Here is a 23,452-nt window from a genome sequence, read left to right on the forward strand (position 1 = left end):
CCTCCCGCCGGAAGGGCCCGCTTCCACATCGCCCACTCGAACGATCAGTCGTCGTCGCGGCTCGCGACCTTCTGCGTCACGCCGCGCAGCTTCGGATACGGCCGCGCGCCCATCATCCCCTTCCACAACACGCGGTTGAACTGATCCGCCGGGACCTCGTCGGCATCGTCGAAGTCGAACTTCGCCGTCACCTTCGCCCAGTACGCGGCGTCATGCGTCGGCGTGACGTCCGGGCCGGCCGCGTATCGCAGCGGGTTCTCGCCCGCCTCTTCGGCCACGCGCAGCCCGGTGCCCTTCAGCGCCGTCGACGCGACGGCCGTATAGCTCCACGATGCCGGGCCATGCACGTCGAACACGTCGGTCATCGGCCGCTGGTACGCGGTATTCAGGTTCATGTGCTGCGTGCCGAGCACGTCCTCGATGGTCCGCAGCGCATTGACCTGGCTGTAGCGCGTACGGATCACCGCGCCCTGCTTCACATACGGCCCGACGATGTACGCGGGCCCGCGGTGCGAATCCACGTGATCGGGACCATCCTGCACGTCGTCCTCGGTCACGACGATCAGCGTGTCGTTCGCATACGGGCTCTTCGCCACGGCCTCGACGAGCCGGCCGACGGCCAGGTCGTTGTCCGCCTGCTGCGTTTCCGGCGTATTCACGCCGGCGAACGCCGTGCCGAACGCGCCCATGTGATCGTGCGACAGGCGCACCAGCGACAGCGTCGGCAGGTTGCCGCTCGCGACGTACTGGTCGAACTCGCGTTTCCACTCGTTGAGACGCCACTGATCCGGATACGTCTGGTCGAAGCCGCGGAAGTACACGTCGGTCATCGGCGCGAGCCGCGGGTCGAGCGCGGCGGCCTGCACGACGCCGGCCGCGTGCGGATCGACGATCGGGTTCGCGGCCGTGCCGATGCTGCCGATGTTGTTCACCAGGAAGCCGTAGTTGCGGACGGTGCCGCCGCCGGCCAGCACCGCGTCGAAGATATAGCCGCGCTGGCGGCCGAACGGCGCATCGGACGACGCATGGTTGCCGGTGCCGGGCAGCAGGTTCGCCGCGCCGCCTGGCAGGGCCGCCGCCGCGTTGCTGTAGTTCGTCGTGCCGGCCGGGCCGGCCGCCGCGTCGCGCTGCTGAACCGTTTCCCAGTTGACCGGCACGCTGCGGTTGGTGCCTTCGCTCTCGTACGACAGGCCGCGATTGACCGCCGCGTAATTGATCTGCTGGGTGATCGTCTCCGTGTTGGTGACGCGCCCCTGCAGCGCCCACGACCAGCCGTCCATGCTGCCGTCGCCCGGGTTCATGAAATTGTCGAGCGTCACGAACTGGCTCGCGAGACGATGGAAGTTCGGCGTGATGTTGCGGCCGAACTGGGCCAGCCGCGGATCGCCGTCGGCGCCGTTGCCGATGTCGCCGAGCACCTGGTCGAACGTGCGGTTTTCCTTGACGACGTAGATCACGTGCTTGATGTGACGGCGCAAAAAGCCCATCACTTCGTTGTCGCGGTCGTTGTCTTCCGGACGATAGAAGTTGTTGCGCGCGGCCTGTTGCGTGAGCATCGGCAGTTCACGGGCCGCCGGCACCGGCGCGCTCACGAGCGACGCCCGCTCGAGCTGGAACTGGTATTCGTTCGATGCGCGCGACGCGGCTGCCTGCGCCGGCGTTGCGCCGAACAGATGATCCGGGTTCGGGCCGGTCGTACTCTTGCCGTTCACGACGTACATCCACGTGCCGTCGGCACTGAACGTCACGTCATGCGGTTCGAACGCGGTCGGGATCAAGCCCGTGACGCGATACGCGCGCTCGCCGACGAGCGGAATGACGGCGATTTCGTTCGCGCCGGCGTTGGTCGCATACAGCGTGCGGCCGTCACGCGACAGGGTCACCGCGTACGTTGCCGCGCCCGTATGTGCCTGGCCGTGCGCAAGCACGCCGGCCGGCGCGCGTGCATCGATCCGGTTCACGACCGCGTTGCTGTTGGTGTCGATCACCGCGACCTGGTCGGCGTTGTCCTGCGCGACGAACAGCATCGACTGCGACGCGTCGAGCGTCATGCCGAGCGCGTTGCCATCCAGCTTGATGCGTTTCACGAGGCGGCCATGCGACGGCGACGATACGTCGACCGCGACGATTTCACGATCGCGATCCGACGATACGTATGCGACGCCGTTGCCCTTCATGACGACCGCGAACGGGAACGTGCCGCCGGCATCGCCGCTGCGGCCTTCGTTGCCGGAGAAGAACGGGCGCAAGTCGTGCTCGTAGCGCACGCTGCCCGTCGCGGTATCGATCACGCTGATCGAATCGTTGTAGTTGTTCGCGACGACGAGCGTCTTGCCGTCGGCCGACAGCGCGAGCCCGGCTGCGTTCGGCTGCACGCGGATGCCGACGCCCTTGCCGCCGTGACCGAGCGCGATCGTGGTGGACAGCGCCCACGCGCCGCCGCGCTGTGCATACACGTAGACCGCATCGTCGCTGCCGCCGGTCGCATAGAGCGTGCCGCCGTCGTGCGAAAACACCAGGCCGACGAACGCGTTGGTCTGCTGGAGCACTTGCTTGAGCACCGGACGCGCCTTGTTCGCGCCCGCGACGTCATACAGGAAGATGAATTGCGTCGACGCGGCGGTATCGACCGAACCGTCCGGCTTGTACAGCGAGTTCTGGCCGGCGGTGATGATCGCCAGCGTCTTGCCGTCCGGGCTCAGCTGCGAGCGCACGGCCTCCCCTGCGACGAAATGCGGATAGGCCGGCAGCCCGGGATTCAGGAACTGCTGGACCGCGCCGCGCACGGCCAGCGGCGTGACGAACTGGCCGCTCGGCACGCGGGCGGCATCGGCGGCGTTGAACCCGTCCGCGTATGCATGCGATGCGAGCAGCACGGCCGACATGATGGCGCCGAGCCGGAGCGCGCGCTTGACCTGGACATTTCTCATAGGAATCCTCTGTACTGGTGGGGGCGAGTATCGTCTGACGTATCCGGCATGATCCTGGCGTCGTCTGGCCGTATCGCACGGCGGCGGGAGCCCGTGCCAATCGATCGAAATACGTTGCGTCGGCGAGCGCCGACGTGCCGGCATTACATCGCCGCCCAATGTCAAGCACGTGACCGGTTCCATTGCGGACCGGACAATTACACATCGTTACAGCGAAGGCGTTTCGATGACAGCCACCGTACTGTCATCGCCCAGATCGACGCTGCCCCGTCACGGTGTCCATCGATAAACGGTGATGCTGTTCCCCTTCACGTTGTTCTTCGTCACCACGTATTCGCCGTTCGTGCGCCGATACGCGCGCACGCTGTACATCGCATCGATCGCGCTGCTCGTATCCACGGTCGCCGGGCTCGCGTTGACGAGCGTCGTGTCGAGATTCCCGGTGTCGAGGTTGAACGCATCGATGTTCGGCCACAGCGGCCCGCTGCTGCTGAACCAGTAGCCGACGAACAGGTGGTTGCCCGCCGCGTCGATCGATTTCGCGCCGCTGTGCGGCAGCGTGATCACCGGATTCGGTTTCGTCGTGTTGCCCGCGAGCCAGCCGTGATACACCTCGATGCGCGTGCCGATCGACGTCCAGTCGTTGCTGCCGACGGCGCCCTGCGCGAGCACCATCGTGTCGCTGTCGGCGAGATAGACGATGCGCGTGAGCGGCTCGATGCTCGCCGGAATCGGCGTCGGCACGCCCGGCCCCCACGACGGCTTGCCGCTTGCATCGAAACCGGTCAGCGGATAGTGATAAATGGCGCCGGTCTTGTCGAGGCCGGCCCATACGCCGCCCCGGCTGTCGAGGCTGAAGCCGGCCGACACGCGCCGCGTCGTGTTGAACGCGGCGCCCGGGATCGATCCATCCGGAATCGCGACGTAGCCGTTCGCCGCGTTGAAGTGATAGAAGTAGAAGACCGGCGGATTCTGGCCGGCCGCGACGAGGATCCGGTTCGCGCCGACCGACGTGAGCAACCCGAAATGTTCGTCGCGCTGCGTGTCGCTCATGTTGATGCGCGGGTCCGACGGATACGTGAACGGATCGACGGTGTTCGCGACGAACTTGCCGCCCGCGCTGCCGCTGTATATGTGCGTGCCGCCGTAGAACAGCGCGCCGTCCGTGACGGGGTCCGGCGCGGCGATGCCTTCGAAGTTCAGCGACTGCAGCGTCCAGCGCAGGTTGCCGCTGCTGCCGTACGCATGAATGTCGGTCGCGCCGTTGCGGCCGAGATCCCAGCTCCCGCCCCACGGGTTGTTGAGCACATAGAGGTTGCCGCCGGTGTCCTTGCCGATCCCGACGATGCGTGTGAAGCGTTGCGCGCCGACCTGGCCCTTGACGCCCGTCGTCGTGTCGAGATAGCCGCCGCGTACGCCGAACGTGCCGGCCAGCGCGGCCCGGCCCGATATCGAATAACGCTTGATGTTCTGGTCGGGGCCTTCGTCGCCCACCAGCAGCTGCCCGGCCGCCGCATCGACATACAGCGCCGACGGGTGCGAGCCGGCCGGCATCCGGATCGTATTCAGCAGCGCGCCGGCCGGGCTGAAGCCGACGATCGAGCCCGCACTCTTCTGCGCGACCCACACGTTGCCTGCGCCGTCCACCGCGAGCGCGCCCGGCGCCGACACGCCGATGTCCCGCTGCCACACGCCATCGGTGGTGAACACCCGCACCCGATTGCCGTAGAAGTCGCTCGCATAGAGCAGCGAGCCGGCCGTCGCGAGGCCGGTGACGACGTCGATGCGCGGCTGGTTGGTCGCCGCGCTGATCTGGATGACGCGGTCGCGATACTTCGTCGCGCGGTTGTAGCGCCCCACCGCGCCGCTGCCGTACGTCTTGCCGGGCTGCAGCGCGACGAACAGCGACGTTGCGTTACCGGTGATCGCACTGCCCTGGAATTCCGAATGCGCGCCGATCGAGCCGACGCTCTTGCCGTTCTGGTAGATCGCGACGCCGCCTTCATCCTCGTCCCACATCGACGCCGTGTAGATCACGCCTTCGGGCGCGACCCACATCGAACGCGCGACGTTGCCGACGTGGGCGGCGAGCGTACCGTAGGTATTGGCGATCCAGTCGGTGGTATTGCCCGCGTATCCGGCCGGCGCGATCGTAGCAATCGCGGCGGCGAGCAGCACGGCCTGAATCGGTTGTCGGGCGACCATGGCGGATGCTCTCCTGAATGGTGGCGTCATTCACATGAAGGGGCGGCCGGATGGTTTGAAAATCGGTCACGCGTAAATACTTCCGCTGAATCATCCGGCCCGGTCGGTATTACATCGGGCGCGCATTCGATACTCGGCCACGCCGAGCATAACTTCATATAAATCGAAAAAAATTGCGGACCGCCCGCGCAGACGCGTGTCTCCGACGCAGTGAACGTTCACTTACGGCGGGATTCGATATCGGGAAAATCAGGCTTTTGCCTTCGGGAATAAAGCCGCTGATTCGGGTGCGACGTATCGATAGGGCAAAGGCGGAGATAGCGGAGAGGGATTCGGCGAATCGGGTAAATCGCCGGATGCGGTCAAGGGAATGACCAGCGGAGCGTATCGCGCGCCGGCCGGAATTCATGTCGAATCCCGGCCGGCTTACATCATTTATCGGGACGAGGACATCACGCGGACGTCGCCGTCTCCCGCACTTCCGCCTGTTTGATCCCGGCGTCGCCATCCGAATCCGCGTCGTCGCGCGGGTCGCCGAGTTGCCCTTCCCACTTCGCGACCACGGCCGCCGCGATCGAGTTGCCGACGGCGTTGGTGGCCGAGCGCCCCATATCGAGGAACATGTCGACGCCCATGATCAGCAGCAACCCCGCTTCGGGCAGGTTGAACTGGTTGAGCGTCGCCGCGATCACGACCAGCGACGCGCGCGGCACGCCCGCCATCCCCTTCGACGTCACCATCAGCATCAGCAGCATCGTGATCTGCGTGCCGAGCGGCAAATGGATGCCGTACACCTGGGCGATGAACAGTACCGCGAACGTGCAGTACATCATCGAGCCGTCGAGGTTGAACGAATAACCGATCGGCAGCACGAAGCTCGAGATCTTGCGGTTCACACCGAAGCGATCGAGCGCGTCCAGCAGCTTCGGATACGCGGCCTCGGAGCTGGCCGTCGCGAACGACAGCAGGAACGGCTCGCGGATCAGCCGGATCAGCGTGAACGCGCGCTTGCCGAGGAACGTCACGCCAGCCAGCGTCAGCACGGCCCACAGCAGCGCGAGCGCCAGATAGAAGCTCGCCATGAACTTCGCGAACGTGAGCAGGATGCCGAGCCCTTCGGTCGTGATCGTCGACGCCAGCGCCGCGAACACCGCGACCGGCGCGAACCCCATCACCGCCCCCGTCACCTTCAGCATGACCTGCGCGAGATCGTCGATCACGGCGGTCAGGCGCTTGCCCGCTTCGCCGAGCGCGGACAGCGCGGTGCCGAAGAAGATCGAGAACACGACGATCTGCAGAATTTCGTTGTTCGCCATCGCCTCGGCGATCGACTTCGGCACCAGGTGCACCACGAAATCCTTCAGCGTGAACGCGCCCGTCTTCAGGTTGAGCGCCGCATCGGCGGCCGGCAGCGGCAAGCTCAGGTGGCTGCCCGGCTGCAGGAGCGTCGCGGTCAGCAGACCGAGCAGCAGCGACGTGAACGACGCGATGAAGAACCAGCCGAACGCCTTGACGCCCACGCGGCCCACCGCGCCGCCGTCGCCCATCTGCGCGATGCCGACGGTCAGCGTCGCGAATACCAGCGGCGCGATGATCATCTTGATCAGGCGCAGGAACACGTCGGACAGCAGCGACACGTAACCGGCGACCTCCTTCGCCATCTTCGGGTCGGGAAACGCGCTGTGGCAGGCGTAACCCACGGCGATACCAAGAATCATCGCGACAACGATGTACTTGGTAATGTTGTGCTTCTTTTTCATTAGTGATCCAAATTACAAAGCATGTGTTGCCAACGGCTGGCCAATCATTCGCGTTCGCCTGCGAATCGAAACCCGTGTCGCCAAGCGGGCGACCTGTCCGCTTCGGGCGGTCGCCTGGACGGACAGGGGGGGGCATTCTAACGCAAATGGCCCGTCGGCTTACAAATCTGAAAGCGGCATCGGTTGATTTGCATCCTGGTGTCGCCGCGAAGGGGCTGTGTCGCAGTCCGGGCCTGTTCCCCTCGCGGCCGGATGCCGGGGGATTTCGCATTGCAGGTAAGAGACCCGTCGGGATCAAATCCGGGCGCCGCCCTGCCGGCCACGATCGCGGGAGGTCGTCACGCACGAAGCGACACGATCCAGCGATCGCGACACATTCGCACAAAGATGCGCAGACCTCGACACTACGGCACGTAACCGGTCTGTAATATTTGGAAATGATTCGCGTTGGCGCCATGTCTTGACGTCAACACGCAATCTCGAGCCGGAAACGCGGCACCGCGTTCGCGTCATTGCTTCCCTTCCATCAGGTCGAGTCCTTCACTTCATCAGTAATCCTTTGAAATGAAGGACGGAGAAAAAACGGCATCGTGATGAACATTCTGTACACCAACTTCCACGGCGATTATGGCGGTGGCCAGGACACCTACGTTCGCGATCTCGCCGTCGCGATGAGCCGCCGTCACCGCGTGACCGTGGCGTCGCCGCAAGGGAGCCGCCTGTCGCGACTGCTGCAGGACAGCCCTGACGTGGGCATCTTCGACATGGAGTTCAAGCCGCGCTGGAACCGGCTGTGCCGGGAGATCCTGCGGCTGCGTCGGCAGATCGTCGCGGAGCGCTTCGACGTGATCCATGTGAACGGGTCCGCCGATCACCGGCAGGTGATGCTGGCGCTGCTCGGGTGCCGGCATCGGCCCGCGGTCGTACTGACCAAGCACAACACCTATCGCGCCGACAGCTTCGGCAACCAGTTGCGCGCGCGGCTGGCCACCGACCACACGATCGCCGTCAGCGACTACGTCGCGAGCATGCTCGCGCTGCGCTCGCCGTACGGAAACGTCACGGTGGTCAAGCACGGTGTGCGCCGGCCGGCTGCCGAACGACTTGCGGGCGACGAGATCCGCCGCCGCAAGATCGCGCTGTTCGGAGTGGCCGGCGCGGACGCGATCGTGCTCGGCAGCAGCGCCGGCACCGCGCCGGAAAAAGGCTGGATGGACCTGATCGCGGCGCTCGGCCGCCTGCCCGAAGCCGAGCGCGAGCGGTTTCGCGTGCTGCTGGTCGGCGCGCAGCCGTCCGGCGAGCAGCGCGAGCAGCTCATGCGGCACGGCATGGCATCGCGCACCGCGTTCACCGGACGGCTCGACGATGTGCGGGCACCGTTCTCGATCATCGACGTGTCGTTCGTGCTGTCGTACCACGAGAGCCTGTCGTATGCGTGCCGCGAAGCGATGTCGCTCGGCTGTCCCGCGATCGTCACACGGGTAGGCGGCCTGCCCGAGAACGTCGAACCGGGCGTGGACGGCTGGGTCGTCCCGCCGCGCGAGCCCGCGGCGATCGAAGCGATCCTGCGCGCGATCGTGCAGGAACCCGGCTGCGTCCGTGCGATGGGACGCAGCGCGCGATTGAAAGGCAAGCGCGAATTCTCGTTCGACGCGTTCGTCGACGCGACCTTGTCCGTCTATCAGAAATCGGTTCGACACAACCCTTCCCGCTGGGTGACCGCCTTGAGACCCACTAAATGGCATTGAATATCTGGAAGAAGTACTGGGACCTGCGCACGCAGGAATGTCCGTGCGACGTGCATTTCGTCGAATGGCTGGAATCCGTGCGCCTCAAGGGCATCCGCATCTATCACTTCGGCACCGGCGGCCACCACCATGTCGGTGTCGAATGCGCGCGGCCGCACCTGAACAACGCCGTCTTCGGCGTGACGGCGTCGCCGAAGGAATACAAGTCGTATGTCGATCTCGTCACGCGCCAGCCCGAGGTGAGCAAGACCTACCTCGCGTATTTCGGCGATATCTACACGAGCAATTCGGGCCTGCTGCCGACGTTCGACGTCGTCACGCTGTTTCATCTGTGCGAGTTCCGCGATGAAGCGAACAGCCGCTACGGCGCGAAGACCGACGAAGCGGTGCTCGACCTGTTCGCGCGCCATACCGCGCCCAACGGCCACCTGCTGTTCTACAAGGGATCGTCGGCCTACCGGAAGGCCGAGCCGATCATCGCGCAGTGGGCCGCGCATGCCGATTTCGCCGAGGCTGGCGACTTCAAGACCCTGCGGATTTTCCGCAAGGCCGCGTAATCCCGCTTTTCTGCTTTCCTGCGATCCGCCGATGCTTGCGCGCACCCCACGCTATCCGATCCTGATGTATCACCAGATCCGCCCGCTGCCGCCGCCGACCGACCGGCTGCGCGGCCTGAGCGTCGCGCCCGACGCATTCCGCCGCCAGATGACGCTGTTCAAGCGGCTCGGCTACCGCGGCCTGAGCGTGCGCGAACTGCAGCCGTACCTGTGCGGGAAGCGGCGGGGAAAGGTCTTCGGCATTTCGTTCGACGACGGCTTTCTCAACGTGCTGACGCATGCGATGCCCGTGCTGGACGCGCTCGGGTTCACCGCGACCTGCTACTTCGTCGCCGGCCGGTTCGGCGGCGCGAACGACTGGGACGCGGGCGCCCCGACCGCGCGCTCGCCGCTGATGACGTGCGAGGACATGCTCACATGGCGCGATCACGGCCATGAAATCGGCTCGCATACGCTCGATCATGTCGCGCTGTCGTATGTGCCGCCGCCCGTATCGGACTTTCAGTTAACCGAATCGAAGCGGCAACTCGAAATGCTGAGTGGCCAGTGCGTCGAATCGTTCTGTTATCCATACGGTGATCTCGATGCACGCGTGCGCGACCAGGTCGTCGATGCCGGTTACGGCAATGCGACGACGACCCGGCGCGGATGTGCCGGTGCGGCCGACGATCCGTTTCTGTTGCCGCGGATCCCGGTGGCGGGCGGGGTCGGGGCTGTGAGGCTGTGGGTCAAGTGTTTGAAAGGGCGGGTTGGGGGGCGGCGGTAGCATGCGCCGGAGCGCGACTCATCCGTCAACGTCTCGATGCCCGTCCCTGCCAAGCGTGCGCAAGGCCGGGCGTCGCCGTCACGCCAAGCCGGAGAGCCTGCGAGCCGGAACGCACCGACGGGATGGCAAATCGTCCCGTCGGCCGCGTGTTCGCAGGGCGCATCGGCCCGGCTGTCCGTTACCGGTCGTACTCGAAGGATTCGGTGAAGAACGTGTCGCTCGCATCCGACCAGTTCAGGCTCACGAACGAGAAATCCGTGCTGCCTGCCCAGCCGGCCACCGACGGGAACGCGACGCCCTGATCGCCCGGCACGTTGAGCGTCACCGCCGCCCCCGGCTGGACCGGCGACGCCGATGCAACACCGTTGACGAACGTCGCCACGGTCTGCCCGGCCGCGGTTGCGCGAATCTGCACGTTGCCGCGCTTGACGAACGGCAACCCCGCTTTCGACGTCCAGCCCAGCGGGAAGGTCGCGCCACCCGCGAACGTGCCGGCGGAGCCCGGCGTCAGCTTGTCGCGCGTCGACTGCGCGAGATCGTGCCACGCGTACTGACGCAGCGCGTCGGGTGACGGCGACGGCATACGCACCCGCACCGTGTAACGCCTGGCCGGCGTCGACGTGTTGCCGTGCTGGTAGACGTCGATCGTATAGGCGCTGAACGGCTTGATGTCGGCCAGTTCGGCGGCGCTCAGTTGCGGCTTCGCCCACGCGGTATTGTTGCGCGGCGCGTCGCCGGGCCACGTGAACAGGCCCTGGTTGGCCGGGTCCTGCGCGACGCCGGCCAGACGGAAGTTGTTGCGGCACTGCGCACTCTTCGCCAGGGCGGCGAGCTGCGCCGGCGTCTGCCCGCTTGCGATCTGCGCACGGATGTTCAGCGTGTCGCAGGTGCCGCTCGACGGCTGGAGGAACACGCCGTTGCGCAAGCCGGGACCGTTGACGATCGCGAAATCCACCGCCGTGCCAGCCGCGTCGACGGTACCCACCTGAAGGTTGAGCGAATCGACGAATGCGTTGGTCCCCGTCGACGGATTGGCCGGATTCAACCAATCCCACTTCTGCGCATTCGCGTTGATCTTGCTCAGTACCGCGCGCTGATTGCCGATCACGCGCCAGCCGGTATCGCCATTCGCGAGACTGCTCGCCCGCACCGCGAGCTGAACATGCTGCTGCATGCCGTCGCGAATGCCGTCGCTGCGCGTCCACGCGAGCTTGACCCACATCGTGTCGCTGGCGACGACACGGATGACTTCCGGCAAGCTGAAGCTGGCGTTGTTCATCGCGTCGTCGGCCGCGATGCCCGGCGCGCCGCCGGCAACCGCACCGAACTCCTGGCCGACCGACATCCCGTTGTTGAGATACGTGGCGGGCACGCCGGCATTCAGCGCGCCGGACGCGACATCGTCGACGAAGATCTGGCCGCATGCCGATACGCTGCCGCCCGTGCGCGCAGCGCCGGTCGAACCGGCGAAACACTGGTTGAGCGCGCGCTGCAATGCCGCCAGATCGCTGGCGCTCGGCAGGTTCGACACCACCGCGCCATTGATCGTCGCGGCGGCCGGCAGGCTGGCCTTGTCGCTCGCCTGCGGCGCGACGCCGGGCGCGAGCTGAAGCTGCACCGGCGTATCGCTGGACGCGCCCGCCACCGAGCTGATCTGCACGCCGCCGTCCGGCAGGACGTTGATCTTCACCTGGTCGAGCAACCGGTCGAGCCCCGGCGCACCCGCGGTCAACGGGCCGGAAATCAGGTCGATGCCCGTGTTGCCGGTAGCGGCCAGCAGGTCGGCCAGCGCTGACGAATAGGCCTGCATCGTGCCGGCAACCGCCTGGGCCGTCACCTTGCTTTGGAGCAAACCGGTGTCGGCCAGCAGCTTCGTCGGATTGTCGCCGATGATCGTGGCGGCGATCGCGTTCGTGATCGGCGTGATGTTGATCGTCTGCGTGCCGGCCGTCGCGCTGAGCGCGATCAGCGTGGCCTGCGAATCGGCGACGTTGCCGAATGCGGACAACGCGAAAGGCGCGGTCAGGCCGGTCACCGTGCAATGAAACGCGCCGGTTGACGCATCGGCCGGGCAGTCGACCGTCTTGCCGGTCGCATCGACCAGTTTCACGGTGGCGGCCTGCATCGCAGCGCCGGCGGCCGCGACCCCGCTGACCGTCTGAGCCGCGGGTTCGCCCGGCGGCTGCGACGACGAACTGCCGCCACCCCCGCAAGCCGACAGGACGAGCGCTGCAATACCGGATACGACAGGCGTGAGTTTCATTGCGTTTCCCCCGACATCCTTCTGGTTGATGCGTGTCATATGCACTGCTCATGCACGCTGGACGGCGAGGATTCTCGCAAAGACGATTTTTGCGATCATCATTCAGGTGGATGAAAATCGGGAAATAACACCGCGTGAAACGTAAATAACCTGTGTTAGCCTGAAAAAAATTCGGTATTCGAAGCGATATCGTCAGACAAAATCCACATACGAAGATCGCGAAGCGACGGGGGGAAGCATGCAACGGGACGAACTCATCGGGGACCTCTACGAGGCCGCGCTGCAGCCGGACGGTTTTCTCGATGTTTTTCATCGGGTATCCGAATCGCTCGGCGCAAACGTATTTCACATGTTCAGCTGGGACGCCGCGCGCAATGCCCCGCAATTCTCGATCTATTCGCCGCGCGCGGAGTTCGACGAGATCATCGCTCTCTACGACCAGTATTACGGCGCGCTCGATCCACGCCGCGGCTTCGTCGAGAACGCACCGCTCGGCGAATTCGTTTGCTGTCAGGATCACCTCACCGACTGCGACGTCGAACGCAGCGAGTTCTTCCAGGATTTTCAGATTCCGTCGGGATTTCGCTACCTGATGGGGATTCGCTTCGCACGCCCCGGCAGCGACAACATTCTGCTCGGGTTACTCCGAGCACACGGCCGAACGCCGTATTCGTCGGAAGAACGTGCGGCCCTGACCCGTATGGCCGGGCATCTGCAGCGCTCGATCAACCTGTGGCGAGACGCGCGCGTGCTGCATCGCGACGCCGCGCTCGGCGCCGAATTGATGGAGGAGCTGGGTCTTTCCGTCTTTGCACTGGACAGGCACGCGCGCGTCGTCTTCGTTAACCGCGCGGCCGAGTCGATGCTGCGCGCCACCACCTGCCTCAGGCTGGAGAACGGATACCTGAGCGCGACGAGCGCGCCGCAGAACGATGCGCTCAAGGCGGCGTTGACGCGTGTCGCGAAGACCCGCAAGAGCGAGAGCCTTGCGCTTTCCGGCACGCGGGTGGCGGCGCACGAAATTTTTCTCGGCATTGCGGCACTGTCCGGACAAGCGCTCCATGCGACGTTCGGCGATGCGACGATACTGATCACGGTCAGGCGACGCGGCGCTACCCCGCTCGTCGTCGCACAACAGTTGCGGCAGTCGTTCGGTTTGTCGAGCGCCGAAGCCGCCGTCGCCGAAGCGCTCATCAACGGCAAGACGCCAGACGAATGTGCGGCCATCGCCGGCGTGTCGCTGGCGACGGTTCGCACCCAATTGCGGGCGATCTATGAAAAGACCCATTCGCGGAATCAGGCCGAAGCGGTCGGACGGATGCTTTGGGTGCTCCCGCAGCACAAGTGCAAGGATTGATACGGCGGAGTTGGGGGTAGTCGTATCAGGAGCGTGACCCGAGAAATGCAGGCTGCCGGAAAAGTTGTCTTTGGACCCTATGGAAATCAACGGATCGGACATCTTTTCCAAGACGGCCGCATGGTATTCGTCTCAGATTCCGCTGCCCACGACAGCGTCAGCGCCGCCACCGCCGGGCATCGGCGGTCTTTCCTGAATCCCCCGTCCGGAAGGTCTGCATGCGTGCCGCCGAAAATAGATCGCGACAGCATCATGAAATGCGCCCAAACTGCCTGACACGACGGCCGCGTCTGCGGCCGGTGAAATTGGGGAAACATTATGGCAAAGGGCCAAGCGCGTAGTAACCGAGAGGCGAAAAAGCCTAAGCAACCGAAGAAATTGCCGTCTCCCGTAGCAGGTACGTCATGGACGGCCGTTCCGAAGACCACCTCATCCGGCGAACCAGCAAAGAAGAAATAGCGGGCAACCGATCACGCAGACCAAGGTCTGCGTCTCTCTTACCTCCTCCACCCCTGCCTGTCGCAGCGCCATACGGATCGGCGACGGCAACACCCCACGCGCTCACCCGCTCCGGAACGAATTGCGCAGGTCGCGGATGACCTGCATGCGTTTGCTGTTATCCCGGCATGAGCCTCCACCCGTCGCGAAGTCCTCGCGCGGTTTCCTCGTCCGCGGTTTGTGCCGCTGCACCGGAATATCCGTCACACCGGCGGCCCATGGTGATGGCCGCGGGCACTCGACCGGGTCTCGTGCCGCTTCGGCTGCCATCGGTGGTCTCAGCGGCCGCATGCGCATTGACCCGCGGTAGCACACGACCGTTTCTTCGTTCCGTCCGTTTGCATCTGGTTGCGTGTGTTCAACCGCACAGAACGAGCGCCACCTCAGTCCGCACACGCCGCGCCTCGTCCGGCTGTCCCGAAGGAAGGACCGATCATGTCTCAACTCGACAAGCCGTGCATCGCTGCGACGATAGCGCGCGGTACGCCCTTCAGAAATATCACGCGTGCGAAGCATTTGCCTCGTCCATCGACACCATCGCCACCGCAGGACGGACGCTCATGAAAACACTCCTCCACTTCGCCGCGCGATTGCGTCCGCGCTCGCCGCCATGGACCGACACCGCGCCGGTGCGGGACGAACTGTTCGGGATTGAACGCCTCGAACAGCACGCGCAAAGCCTCGCGGCCGCGCAGCCGGTGACGGATCAACCGCCTGTCGTGCTGTCGCTGCACACGCGGCTCGACGACAACGCCGCCGTCCTGCTCGCCGCCTACCGCGCAAGCGCCAGAGAACTGGAGCGCGGCCATAGCGTGGTGCCCGCTGCCGAATGGCTGCTCGACAACTATCACCTGGTCGAAGAACAGATCCGCGAGATCCGCGATGATCTGCCTCCTGGTTATTACCGGCTGCTGCCGAAACTCTCGAGCGGTCCGTTCGCCGGCTACCCGCGCGTGTTTGGTCTTGCATGGGCGTTCGTCGCGCACACCGACAGCCACTTCAACCCGCAGATCCTGCGGCGTTTCATCGACGCCTATCAGCGGGTTCAACCGCTGACGATCGGTGAGCTATGGGCGGTCGCGATCACGCTGCGTATCGTGCTGATCGAGAACCTGAGACGCCTCGCCGACCAGATCACCGCCGGCCGGATCGCACGCGCCGATGCCGACGCACTGACCGAACGTCTGCTCGAATCGGGTAGCGCGCGCTCCGCGCTCGAAGCGGATATTTCGACGCGCTCGTCGGGCTTGCTGTCGGAACTGTTCGCGGCCCAACTCGCGAAGCGGCTGCGCGACCAGGACCCCCGCACGACGCCGGCGCTCGGATGGCTGGAGGAGCGGCTCAGGCAGCAGGGCTCGTCGGTGGAGGAAGTGGTGCTCCATGCGCAGCAGAGACAAGGCGCGTCCAATGTCACCGTGCGCAACGTGATCACCAGCATGCGGATGATTTCCGACATCAGCTGGACCGATCTGTTCGAAAGCGTGAGCCTCGTCGACGAACGGCTACGCGCGGGCAGCGCCTTCTCGGCGATGGATTTTCCGACCCGTAATCTGTATCGCAGCGCAATCGAGCAACTGGCACGCGGCTCGGCCTTTACCGAACTCGAAATCACCGACCTCGCGCTGCATCTGGCGCATACGACGGCCGGGCCCGCCACCGATTCCGCCCATGAAGAACGCACCGCGGACCCCGGCTACCACCTGATTGCCGAGGGACGGCGCGCGCTGGAAGACGCGATCGGCTTTCGTCCTCCGACAGGCTTGCGGCTCATGCGCTTCAACGTCCGCCTCGGCATCATCGGTTACGTCGGCGAGGTGATGGCGGTCGCTGCCATGCTGCTTGCGCTGGCATTGTGGGCGGTGTCGGCGCTAGCGCCGCAATGGCACGATCCCTGGGTGTTCGTGCTGTTCGCCGTATGCGGATTCCTGCCCGCCACGGAAATCGCCGTCGCGCTCGTCAACCGGACGGTGACCTGGAGTTTCGGTGCGAACCCGTTGCCGGCACTCGAACTGACAGCCGGCGTGCCGTCGTCGCTGCGTACGCTGATCGCGGTACCCATGCTGCTGACCAGCGAAGCCGATACGCGCGAACTCGTCGAACGTCTCGAGGTTCATCACCTGGCGGGCGCGGGCGGCGATCTATCGTTTGCGTTGCTGGCCGACGGGCTCGACGCCGATCAGGAGACCCTCGCCGGCGACGCGCAGCTGGTCGCCGTCGCCGCGGCTGCCATCGAAGCGTTGAACCACCGCTATGGACCGGGCCCGGGCGGCGACCGTTTCCTGTTGCTGGTTCGCCGACGCGTATTCAATGCAGGCGAAAACTGCTGGATGGGCTGGGAGCGCAAGCGCGGCAAGCTGCACGAACTCAACCGTTTGCTGCGCGGCGCGACCGACACCACGTTCGTGCCGATCGCCGGATACACGCCGCATGTGCCGCCTGATGTGCGCTACGTCATCACGCTCGATGCGGACACCCGGCTGCCGCGCGACGCCGCATTGCGCCTGATCGGCAAAATGGCGCATCCGCTGAACCGGCCGAGATTCAGCAGCGTCGAGCAACGCGTCGTGGGCGGATACGCGATTCTTCAGCCGCGCGTGACGCCTTCGCTGCCGGTAGGCCAGGAAGGGTCGCTGCATCAGCGCGTGTTCTCCGGCCCCAGCGGAATGGATCCCTATGCTGCTGCTGTCTCCGACGTTTATCAGGATCTGTTCGGCGAAGGCTCGTTTACCGGCAAGGGCATCTACGACATCGATGCATTCGAAGCTGCGTTGCAGGGCCGCGTGCCGGAGAACGCGTTGCTCAGTCACGACCTGTTCGAGGGTGTCTTTGCGCGTGCCGGGCTGGCATCGGATGTCGAGGTGGTCGAAGAAGCACCGGCTCGCTACGACGTGGTGGCGAAGCGTCAACATCGCTGGACGCGCGGCGACTGGCAGTTGCTGCCGTGGATCGTCGGGCATCGTCGCCGGGACCGTCAGGCGATGCCATTGATCGGCCGTCTCAAGATGCTCGACAATCTGCGCCGCTCACTGATTGCTCCGCTGCTGGTCGCCGGGCTTGCGCTGTGCTGGCTCATGCCGCTGCCTGCGGGGATTGCCGGCGTGGCGTGGATGCTATGCGTGCTCGCGATTCCTGCCTTCCTGCCGACCGTGTTCGCGATCCTGCAGCGTCGCACAGGGGTTCGTCTGCGCAGCCGCCTTCGTACGCTCGGCGGCGACGCGCGGCTCGCCGCGCTGCAAACGCTGCTGTCCGGCGCGTTTCTCGTCGACCACGCGTGGCGCATGGGAGATGCGATCGCGCGGACGCTGATGCGGCTGTTCGTGACGCACCGGCACCTGCTCGAATGGACCACCGCCGCGCAGTCGAAAGGCGCCCCCCGGCTTAACCTGAGCGGCTTCTATCGGCAGATGGCGGGTTCGATCGCGCTCACGCTCGCGCTGTCGGCGGGGGCGATCGCCTTTGCGCCGTCGCACTGGCCGCTCGTACTGCCCATCGCATTTCTGTGGCTCGCCGCACCCGCGTTCGCCTTGTGGTCGAGTCGGTCGCCCGCCACCGCGCAGCGTCTCGCCGCCTCCGAGCAGGACGCGCGTTATCTGCGCCTGATCGCACGGCGCACGTGGCGCTTCTTCGAGACGTTCGTGACCCCGGAGGAACACATGCTTCCGCCGGACAATTATCAGGAAGACCCGAAGCCCGTCGTCGCGCACCGCACGTCGCCGACCAACCTCGGCCTGTATCTGCTTTCAGCCGTCGCCGCGCGCGATTTCGGCTGGGCAGGCACGATGCAGACCGTCGAACGGCTCGAAGCCGCATTCGCTTCGATGCAGAAAATGACGCGTTTCAAGGGGCATTTCTATAACTGGTACGGCACGCAGGACTTGCAGGCGCTGGCGCCTGCGTATGTGTCGTCGGTCGATAGCGGCAATCTGGCCGGCCATCTGATCGCACTCGCCAACGCATGCGAAGAATGGCTGCCGCCGCCCGCACCGATGGCCCGCTCCGGCATGCTCGACAACCTGCATCTGGCGCGAGCGGCACTCGATGCCCTGCGTGTGTCCAACGGCGAGCGCGGCAAGAAACTGCTCGGCATTCTCGAAGAAATGGACACCCAGCTGCGCGGCCCGCAGACGCTCGACGCGCTGTCACCCGTGTTCGCACGTCTCACGAAGAAAGCACTGGACGCTACGCGCGACATCATGCCCGCCGCCGGCGACGACGGTTACTCCGATCTGATGTTCTGGATCGAAGCGCTGACGAAGAACGTGGCCGAACACGCTCGCGATCAGATGGAATACGCGGCTGACCCGCAATCGCTGCAGACACGCCTGATCTCGCTCGCCGAAACTTCGCGCGCGATGGCGCTCGGCATGGACTTCTCGTTCCTGCTCGATCCCGAACGCAAGCTGTTGTCGATCGGCTACTCGCATGTCGACAACAGCCTCGATCCGAGCTGCTACGACCTGCTGGCTTCCGAGGCGCGACTCGCAAGCCTGTTCGCGATCGCGAAGGGCGACGTCGCGACGACTCACTGGTTCCGTCTCGGCCGCGCCGCGACGCCGGTCGGCACCGGCTCCGCGCTGATCTCGTGGTCGGGATCGATGTTCGAGTATCTGATGCCGTCGCTGGTGATGCGCGCGCCGGTCGGCAGTCTGCTCGAACAGACCAGTACGCTGATCGTGGAACGACAACGCGCGTATGGCCGCGAGCTCGGCATTCCGTGGGGCATCTCGGAGTCCGCCTACAACGCGCGCGACATGGAATTCACCTACCAGTATTCGAACTTCGGCGTACCGGGCCTCGGCCTCAAACGCGGCCTCTCCGAAAACCGGGTGATCGCGCCTTATGCGACGGGCCTCGCCGCCATGGTTGCGCCGGAGGCCGCCTGCGAGAACTACGCGCAGCTCGCTGCGCTGGGTGCGCTGGGACGCTACGGCTTTTACGAAGCGCTCGACTTCACCCGTGCCCGTTTGCCTGACGGCGAGCCCTTCGCCATCGTGCGCAACTTCATGGCGCATCACCAGGGCATGACGATCGTGGCTATCGCCAATACCCTGCTCGACGCGCAGATGCGGGCGCGCTTCCATCGCGAGCCGATGATCCAGGCAAGCGAGCTGCTACTGCAGGAACGCATGCCACGCGACGTGGCCGTCGCGCACCCGCGCGCCGAAGAAGTGAACAAATCGGCGACCGACGCCGGCACCGCGCCGCTCACCGTGCGCCGTGTCGTCGAGCAGACATCCGCCGCACGGGCACCGATCACGCATCTGCTGTCCAACGGACGGTACGCGGTGATGCTGACCGCGACCGGCGCAGGCTACAGCCGATGGCGCGATCTGGCGATCACGCGCTGGCGTGAAGACACGACCCGCGACAACTGGGGCTCGTTCATCTTCCTGCGCGACACGCTGCGCGGGCACGTCTGGTCCGCGGGTGCGCAGCCGCTCACCGGCGAAGTCGAGGCTGGCAGTGTCGTGTTTGGCGAGGATCACGCGGAATTCACCCGGCGCGACGGATCGCTCACGACCACGATGAACGTGCTCGTGTCCGGCGAGGACGACGGCGAAGTCCGTCGCGTATCGCTTGCGAACAGCGGACGCGGCGCGCGCGAAATCGAGCTGACCTCGTATGCCGAGCTCTCGCTGGCGCCCCCGGCCGCCGACAACGCGCATCCGGCTTTTTCCCGTATGTTCGTGCAGACCGAGTACCTCGCGGAATTCGGCGCACTGGTGGCGACGCGACGGCTGCGCTCGCCCGACGACCCGCAGATCTGGGCCGCGCATTTTGCGGTCGTCGACGGCGAAATCGCTGCAGAGCCGCAATACGAAACCGACCGCCTGCGTTTTCTCGGCCGCGGACACAGTGTGGGTAACGCCGCATCGATCGTCGACGGCGAACCGCTTGGCAATACCACCGGCGCCGTGCTCGATCCGGTCTTTGCGCTGCGCTACCGTGTGCTGGTACCGCCGGGCAAGGTGGTACGCGTGACCTTCTGGACCGTGGTGGCCGATTCGCGCGCACGGTTGCTCGACCTGATCGACAAGCACCACGATCGCAACGCGTTCGACCGCGCGAAGACACTCGCGTGGACCCAGGCTCAGGTGCAGTTGCGCTACCTTGACATCGAAGCCGAAGAGGCCGCGGACTTCCAGCGGCTCGCCGCGCCTGTTTTGTACGCCGATCCGCGCTTCAGGGCGCCGTCCGAGGCGATCGTGCGCGGAGCCGGCGTGCAATCGGGGCTGTGGCCGCAGGCGATCTCGGGCGACCTGCCGATCGTGTTGCTGCGTATCGGCGACGTCGAAGACATCGCCCAGGTCCGGCAGTTATTGAAGGCCCACGAATACTGGCGAATGAAGCGGCTCGCCGTCGATCTCGTCATCGTCAACGAGCGGGCTTCGTCGTATATCCAAGAGTTGCAGACAGCCATCGAGACAGCCGTGCGCAGCAGCCAGACGCGCCCCCGCTTCGGCGAAGAGCTGGCTCAAGGAGCGGTCTATACGCTGCGTGCCGATCTGATAAGCGTGTACACGCGTGCGCTGCTGCAATCGGTCGCGCGAGTCGCGCTGATCGCCCGGCGCGGCTCTATCGCGACTCAGTTCGCTCGCATGCCGCAGGCCCAGGACGAAGCGCCGGCGCTTCGTCGGCAAAGCCGGCCGATGTTGTCGCCGTGGCCCAACCCGCTCGATGCCCCCGCCGCACCGCTCCCGATGACTGCCGGACTCGAATTCTTCAACGGCCTTGGCGGCTTCGACAAGAACGGCTGCGAATATGTGACCGTGCTGACTGCGGGCGCCGCGACACCGGCACCGTGGATCAACGTGATCGCCAATTCGGGTTTCGGCTTTCAGGTCGCGGCGGAGGGTACCGGCTATACGTGGGCGGAGAACAGCCGCGAGAACCAGCTCACGCCGTGGTCGAACGATCCGGTCGGGGATCCCGCTGGCGAAGCGCTCTACGTCCGCGATGAAATGACCGGCGACATCTGGGGCGCCACTGCACTGCCGATCCGCGACAGCGGGACCTACATTGCGCGTCACGGTCACGGCTACAGCCACTTCGAACACGAGGCGTACGGCGTCGCGCTCGGGTTGCTGCAATACGTGCCGCTCGCCGATCCGCTGAAAATTTCCCGGCTCACGCTGCGCAATACGTCCGGTATCGCCCGGCGCTTATCCGTGACGGCGTGGATGGAATGGGTGCTCGGCACATCGCGCGGTGCGTCGGGGCCGTTCGTCGTAACGGAAATCGATCCGGTCACCGGCGCGATGTTCGCGCGCAATCCGTGGAACATGGCATTCGGCACGCGCGTCGCGTTCGCCGACCTCGGTGGCCAGCAAACGGCATGGACCGCGGATCGTACCGAATTCCTCGGCCGTCACGGCGCCGCCGACGCGCCGCTCGGGCTGACGGGCGACGCACCGCTGTCCGGCGCAACCGGCGCGGGACTCGACCCATGTGCGGCATTGCAGGGCTGTATCGAGCTCGGTGTGGACGAGACCGTCGAGGTGGTCGCGTTCGTCGGTCAATGTGCGTCCGTTGACGAGGCGCGCGCGTTGATCCAGCGCTATCGCCGCACGAATCTCGACGCCGTGCTCGCGGACGTCACGCACCACTGGCAGAACGTGCTCGGTGCCATTCAGGTGAAAACGCCCGACCGCGCGATGGACCTGATGCTGAACGGCTGGCTGCTGTATCAGACGCTCGCGTGTCGTATCGAGGCACGCTCGGCGTTCTATCAGGCAAGCGGCGCATACGGGTTCCGAGATCAGTTGCAGGACGGCATGGCGCTCACGCACGTGCAGCCCGATGAAACGCGGCGGCATCTGCTGCGCGCGGCGTCGCGGCAGTTCGTCGAAGGCGATTTTCAGCACTGGTGGTTGCCGCACTCCGGGCAAGGGGTACGCACCCGGATTTCCGACGACCGTGTCTGGCTCGCGTTCGCGGCCGCGACGTACATCGGTTGCAGCGGCGACGCTGCGGTGCTGGACGAAATCGTACCGTTCCTCGATGGGCCGCTGCTGCGGCCCGGCGAGCACGATGCGTTCTTCCAGCCGATGATCGCGGACGAAGCCGCGTCGCTGTTCGAGCATTGCGCGCGCGGCCTCGATCAATGCATCGAATTGACCGGCGCGCATGGTTTGCCGCTGATCGGCACCGGCGACTGGAACGACGGGATGAATCGGGTCGGTGCGCAAGGCAGCGGAGAAAGCGTCTGGCTTGGCTGGCTGCTGCTGCGCACCGTCGAGCTGTTCGCTCCGCTCGCCGAACCGCGCGACGCACAGCGTGTCGCACGCTGGCGCGCGCATGCAGCGACGGTGCGCATCGCGCTGGAGCGCGACGCATGGGATGGCGAGTGGTATCGCCGTGCGACCTTCGACGACGGCACGTGGCTCGGCTCGCACGCGAACGACGAATGCCGGATCGATTCGATCGCCCAGTCGTGGGCGGTGCTGTCCGGTGCGGCGGACCCGGCGCGTGCCGCGCTGGCGATGGTTTCGCTGGAAAAGCATCTGATCCGCCGCGACGACGGAATAGCGCTGCTGTTCACGCCGCCGTTCGATAGCACGTCGCGCGATCCGGGCTATATCAAGGGCTATCCGCCGGGGTTGCGTGAAAACGGCGGCCAGTACAGCCATGCCGCGATGTGGGCGATTCTGGCATACGTGAAACTCGGCGACGGGAACCGCGCAGCCGAACTGTTTGCGCTGCTCAATCCGGTCAATCACGCGCGTACGCCGGTCGAGGTCGATCGCTACAAGGTCGAGCCCTATGTCGTTGCAGCCGATGTCTATTCGGTGGCGCCTCATGTCGGGCACGGCGGCTGGACCTGGTACACGGGGTCGGCGGGATGGATGTACCGCGCCGGTGTGGAGGGCATTCTGGGCATCCGGCGGGAAGGCGATTACCTGGTGGTGAACCCTTGTATTCCGGATGCGTGGCCGGGCTTCACGGCAACAGTGGATATGCATTCGACGCGGTATGAGATCCGCGTCGAATCACTCGCGCGCGGCGATGCGATGCGTGCCGTCCTCGACGGCGAGCCTGTTGACTGCAACGGGGAAGGCGTCCGCGTGCCGCTGGACGCAGGATCACATACGCTGTCGCTGGACTTATCCGTATCAGTCGCGGCCTTATCTGAAAGTTAGCCGGCGGCACACATTCAAGGAGGGGCGAGCCAAGCCCCTGGACGTTCTGCCAAGAAAGGACACTGGTATTGCCTAAAGGGTATACAGTGGTCTGACCGGTTGCCTTGCGCGACCTACTGCTGCGAGGGCGATCATGCAATCTCCCATCAAACCTGCTTCCAGATCGACCGGTACCCAGAGCGAATACGCCATCGAATGCAAGGCCCGTGCTCTACGACTCGAGACAGC

The 23,452-nt window shown here is 65.4% G+C and carries 9 protein-coding genes; 5 read left to right on the top strand and 4 right to left on the bottom strand.

Features of this window, described 5'->3' with window-relative positions:
- Positions 1-44: 44 nt before the first annotated feature.
- From C4B30_RS06590 to C4B30_RS06605, 3 genes are all read right to left on the bottom strand, one after another.
- Positions 45-2,930, bottom strand: a complete 2,886-nt coding sequence (locus C4B30_RS06590) for a beta-propeller fold lactonase family protein (protein ID WP_105132123.1) — start codon at positions 2,928-2,930, stop codon at positions 45-47.
- 270 nt (positions 2,931-3,200) lie between these two features.
- Complete coding sequence (locus C4B30_RS06595; protein WP_105132124.1) at positions 3,201-5,135, bottom strand: SMP-30/gluconolactonase/LRE family protein; 1,935 nt, start codon at positions 5,133-5,135, stop codon at positions 3,201-3,203.
- 452 nt (positions 5,136-5,587) lie between these two features.
- Positions 5,588-6,895: a dicarboxylate/amino acid:cation symporter gene (locus tag C4B30_RS06605; RefSeq protein WP_105132126.1), complete on the bottom strand. Its 1,308-nt coding sequence runs from the start codon at positions 6,893-6,895 to the stop codon at positions 5,588-5,590.
- A 593-nt stretch (positions 6,896-7,488) separates the two neighbouring features.
- On the opposite strand from C4B30_RS06605, the gene C4B30_RS06610 reads away from it, so the two are divergent.
- From C4B30_RS06610 to C4B30_RS06620, 3 genes are read left to right on the top strand one after another with little or no spacing between them, the layout of a single operon-like run.
- Positions 7,489-8,643 (top strand): glycosyltransferase, encoded by a 1,155-nt coding sequence (locus tag C4B30_RS06610; RefSeq protein ID WP_105132127.1) that lies wholly within the window; start codon positions 7,489-7,491, stop codon positions 8,641-8,643.
- Positions 8,640-9,200, top strand: coding sequence for a hypothetical protein (locus C4B30_RS06615; protein ID WP_105132160.1), 561 nt, complete (start codon positions 8,640-8,642; stop codon positions 9,198-9,200). The genes C4B30_RS06610 and C4B30_RS06615 overlap by 4 nt, the downstream gene beginning before the upstream one ends.
- A 31-nt stretch (positions 9,201-9,231) precedes the next feature.
- Positions 9,232-9,966, top strand: a complete 735-nt coding sequence (locus tag C4B30_RS06620) for a polysaccharide deacetylase family protein (protein ID WP_105132128.1) — start codon at positions 9,232-9,234, stop codon at positions 9,964-9,966.
- A gap of 178 nt (positions 9,967-10,144) precedes the next feature.
- Here the strand turns inward: C4B30_RS06620 and C4B30_RS06625 are convergent, their stop codons facing one another.
- Positions 10,145-12,229, bottom strand: a complete 2,085-nt coding sequence (locus C4B30_RS06625) for a hypothetical protein (protein ID WP_105132129.1) — start codon at positions 12,227-12,229, stop codon at positions 10,145-10,147.
- A gap of 238 nt (positions 12,230-12,467) precedes the next feature.
- On the opposite strand from C4B30_RS06625, the gene C4B30_RS06630 reads away from it, so the two are divergent.
- Both C4B30_RS06630 and C4B30_RS06635 read left to right on the top strand, forming a co-directional pair.
- Complete coding sequence (locus tag C4B30_RS06630; protein ID WP_105132130.1) at positions 12,468-13,586, top strand: helix-turn-helix transcriptional regulator; 1,119 nt, start codon at positions 12,468-12,470, stop codon at positions 13,584-13,586.
- Between the two features lie 1,058 nt (positions 13,587-14,644).
- Positions 14,645-23,224: a GH36-type glycosyl hydrolase domain-containing protein gene (locus tag C4B30_RS06635; protein ID WP_105132131.1), complete on the top strand. Its 8,580-nt coding sequence runs from the start codon at positions 14,645-14,647 to the stop codon at positions 23,222-23,224.
- Positions 23,225-23,452 lie beyond the last annotated feature (228 nt).

Source organism: Burkholderia sp. BE12, assembly GCF_002959955.1.
Classification (GTDB): domain Bacteria; phylum Pseudomonadota; class Gammaproteobacteria; order Burkholderiales; family Burkholderiaceae; genus Burkholderia.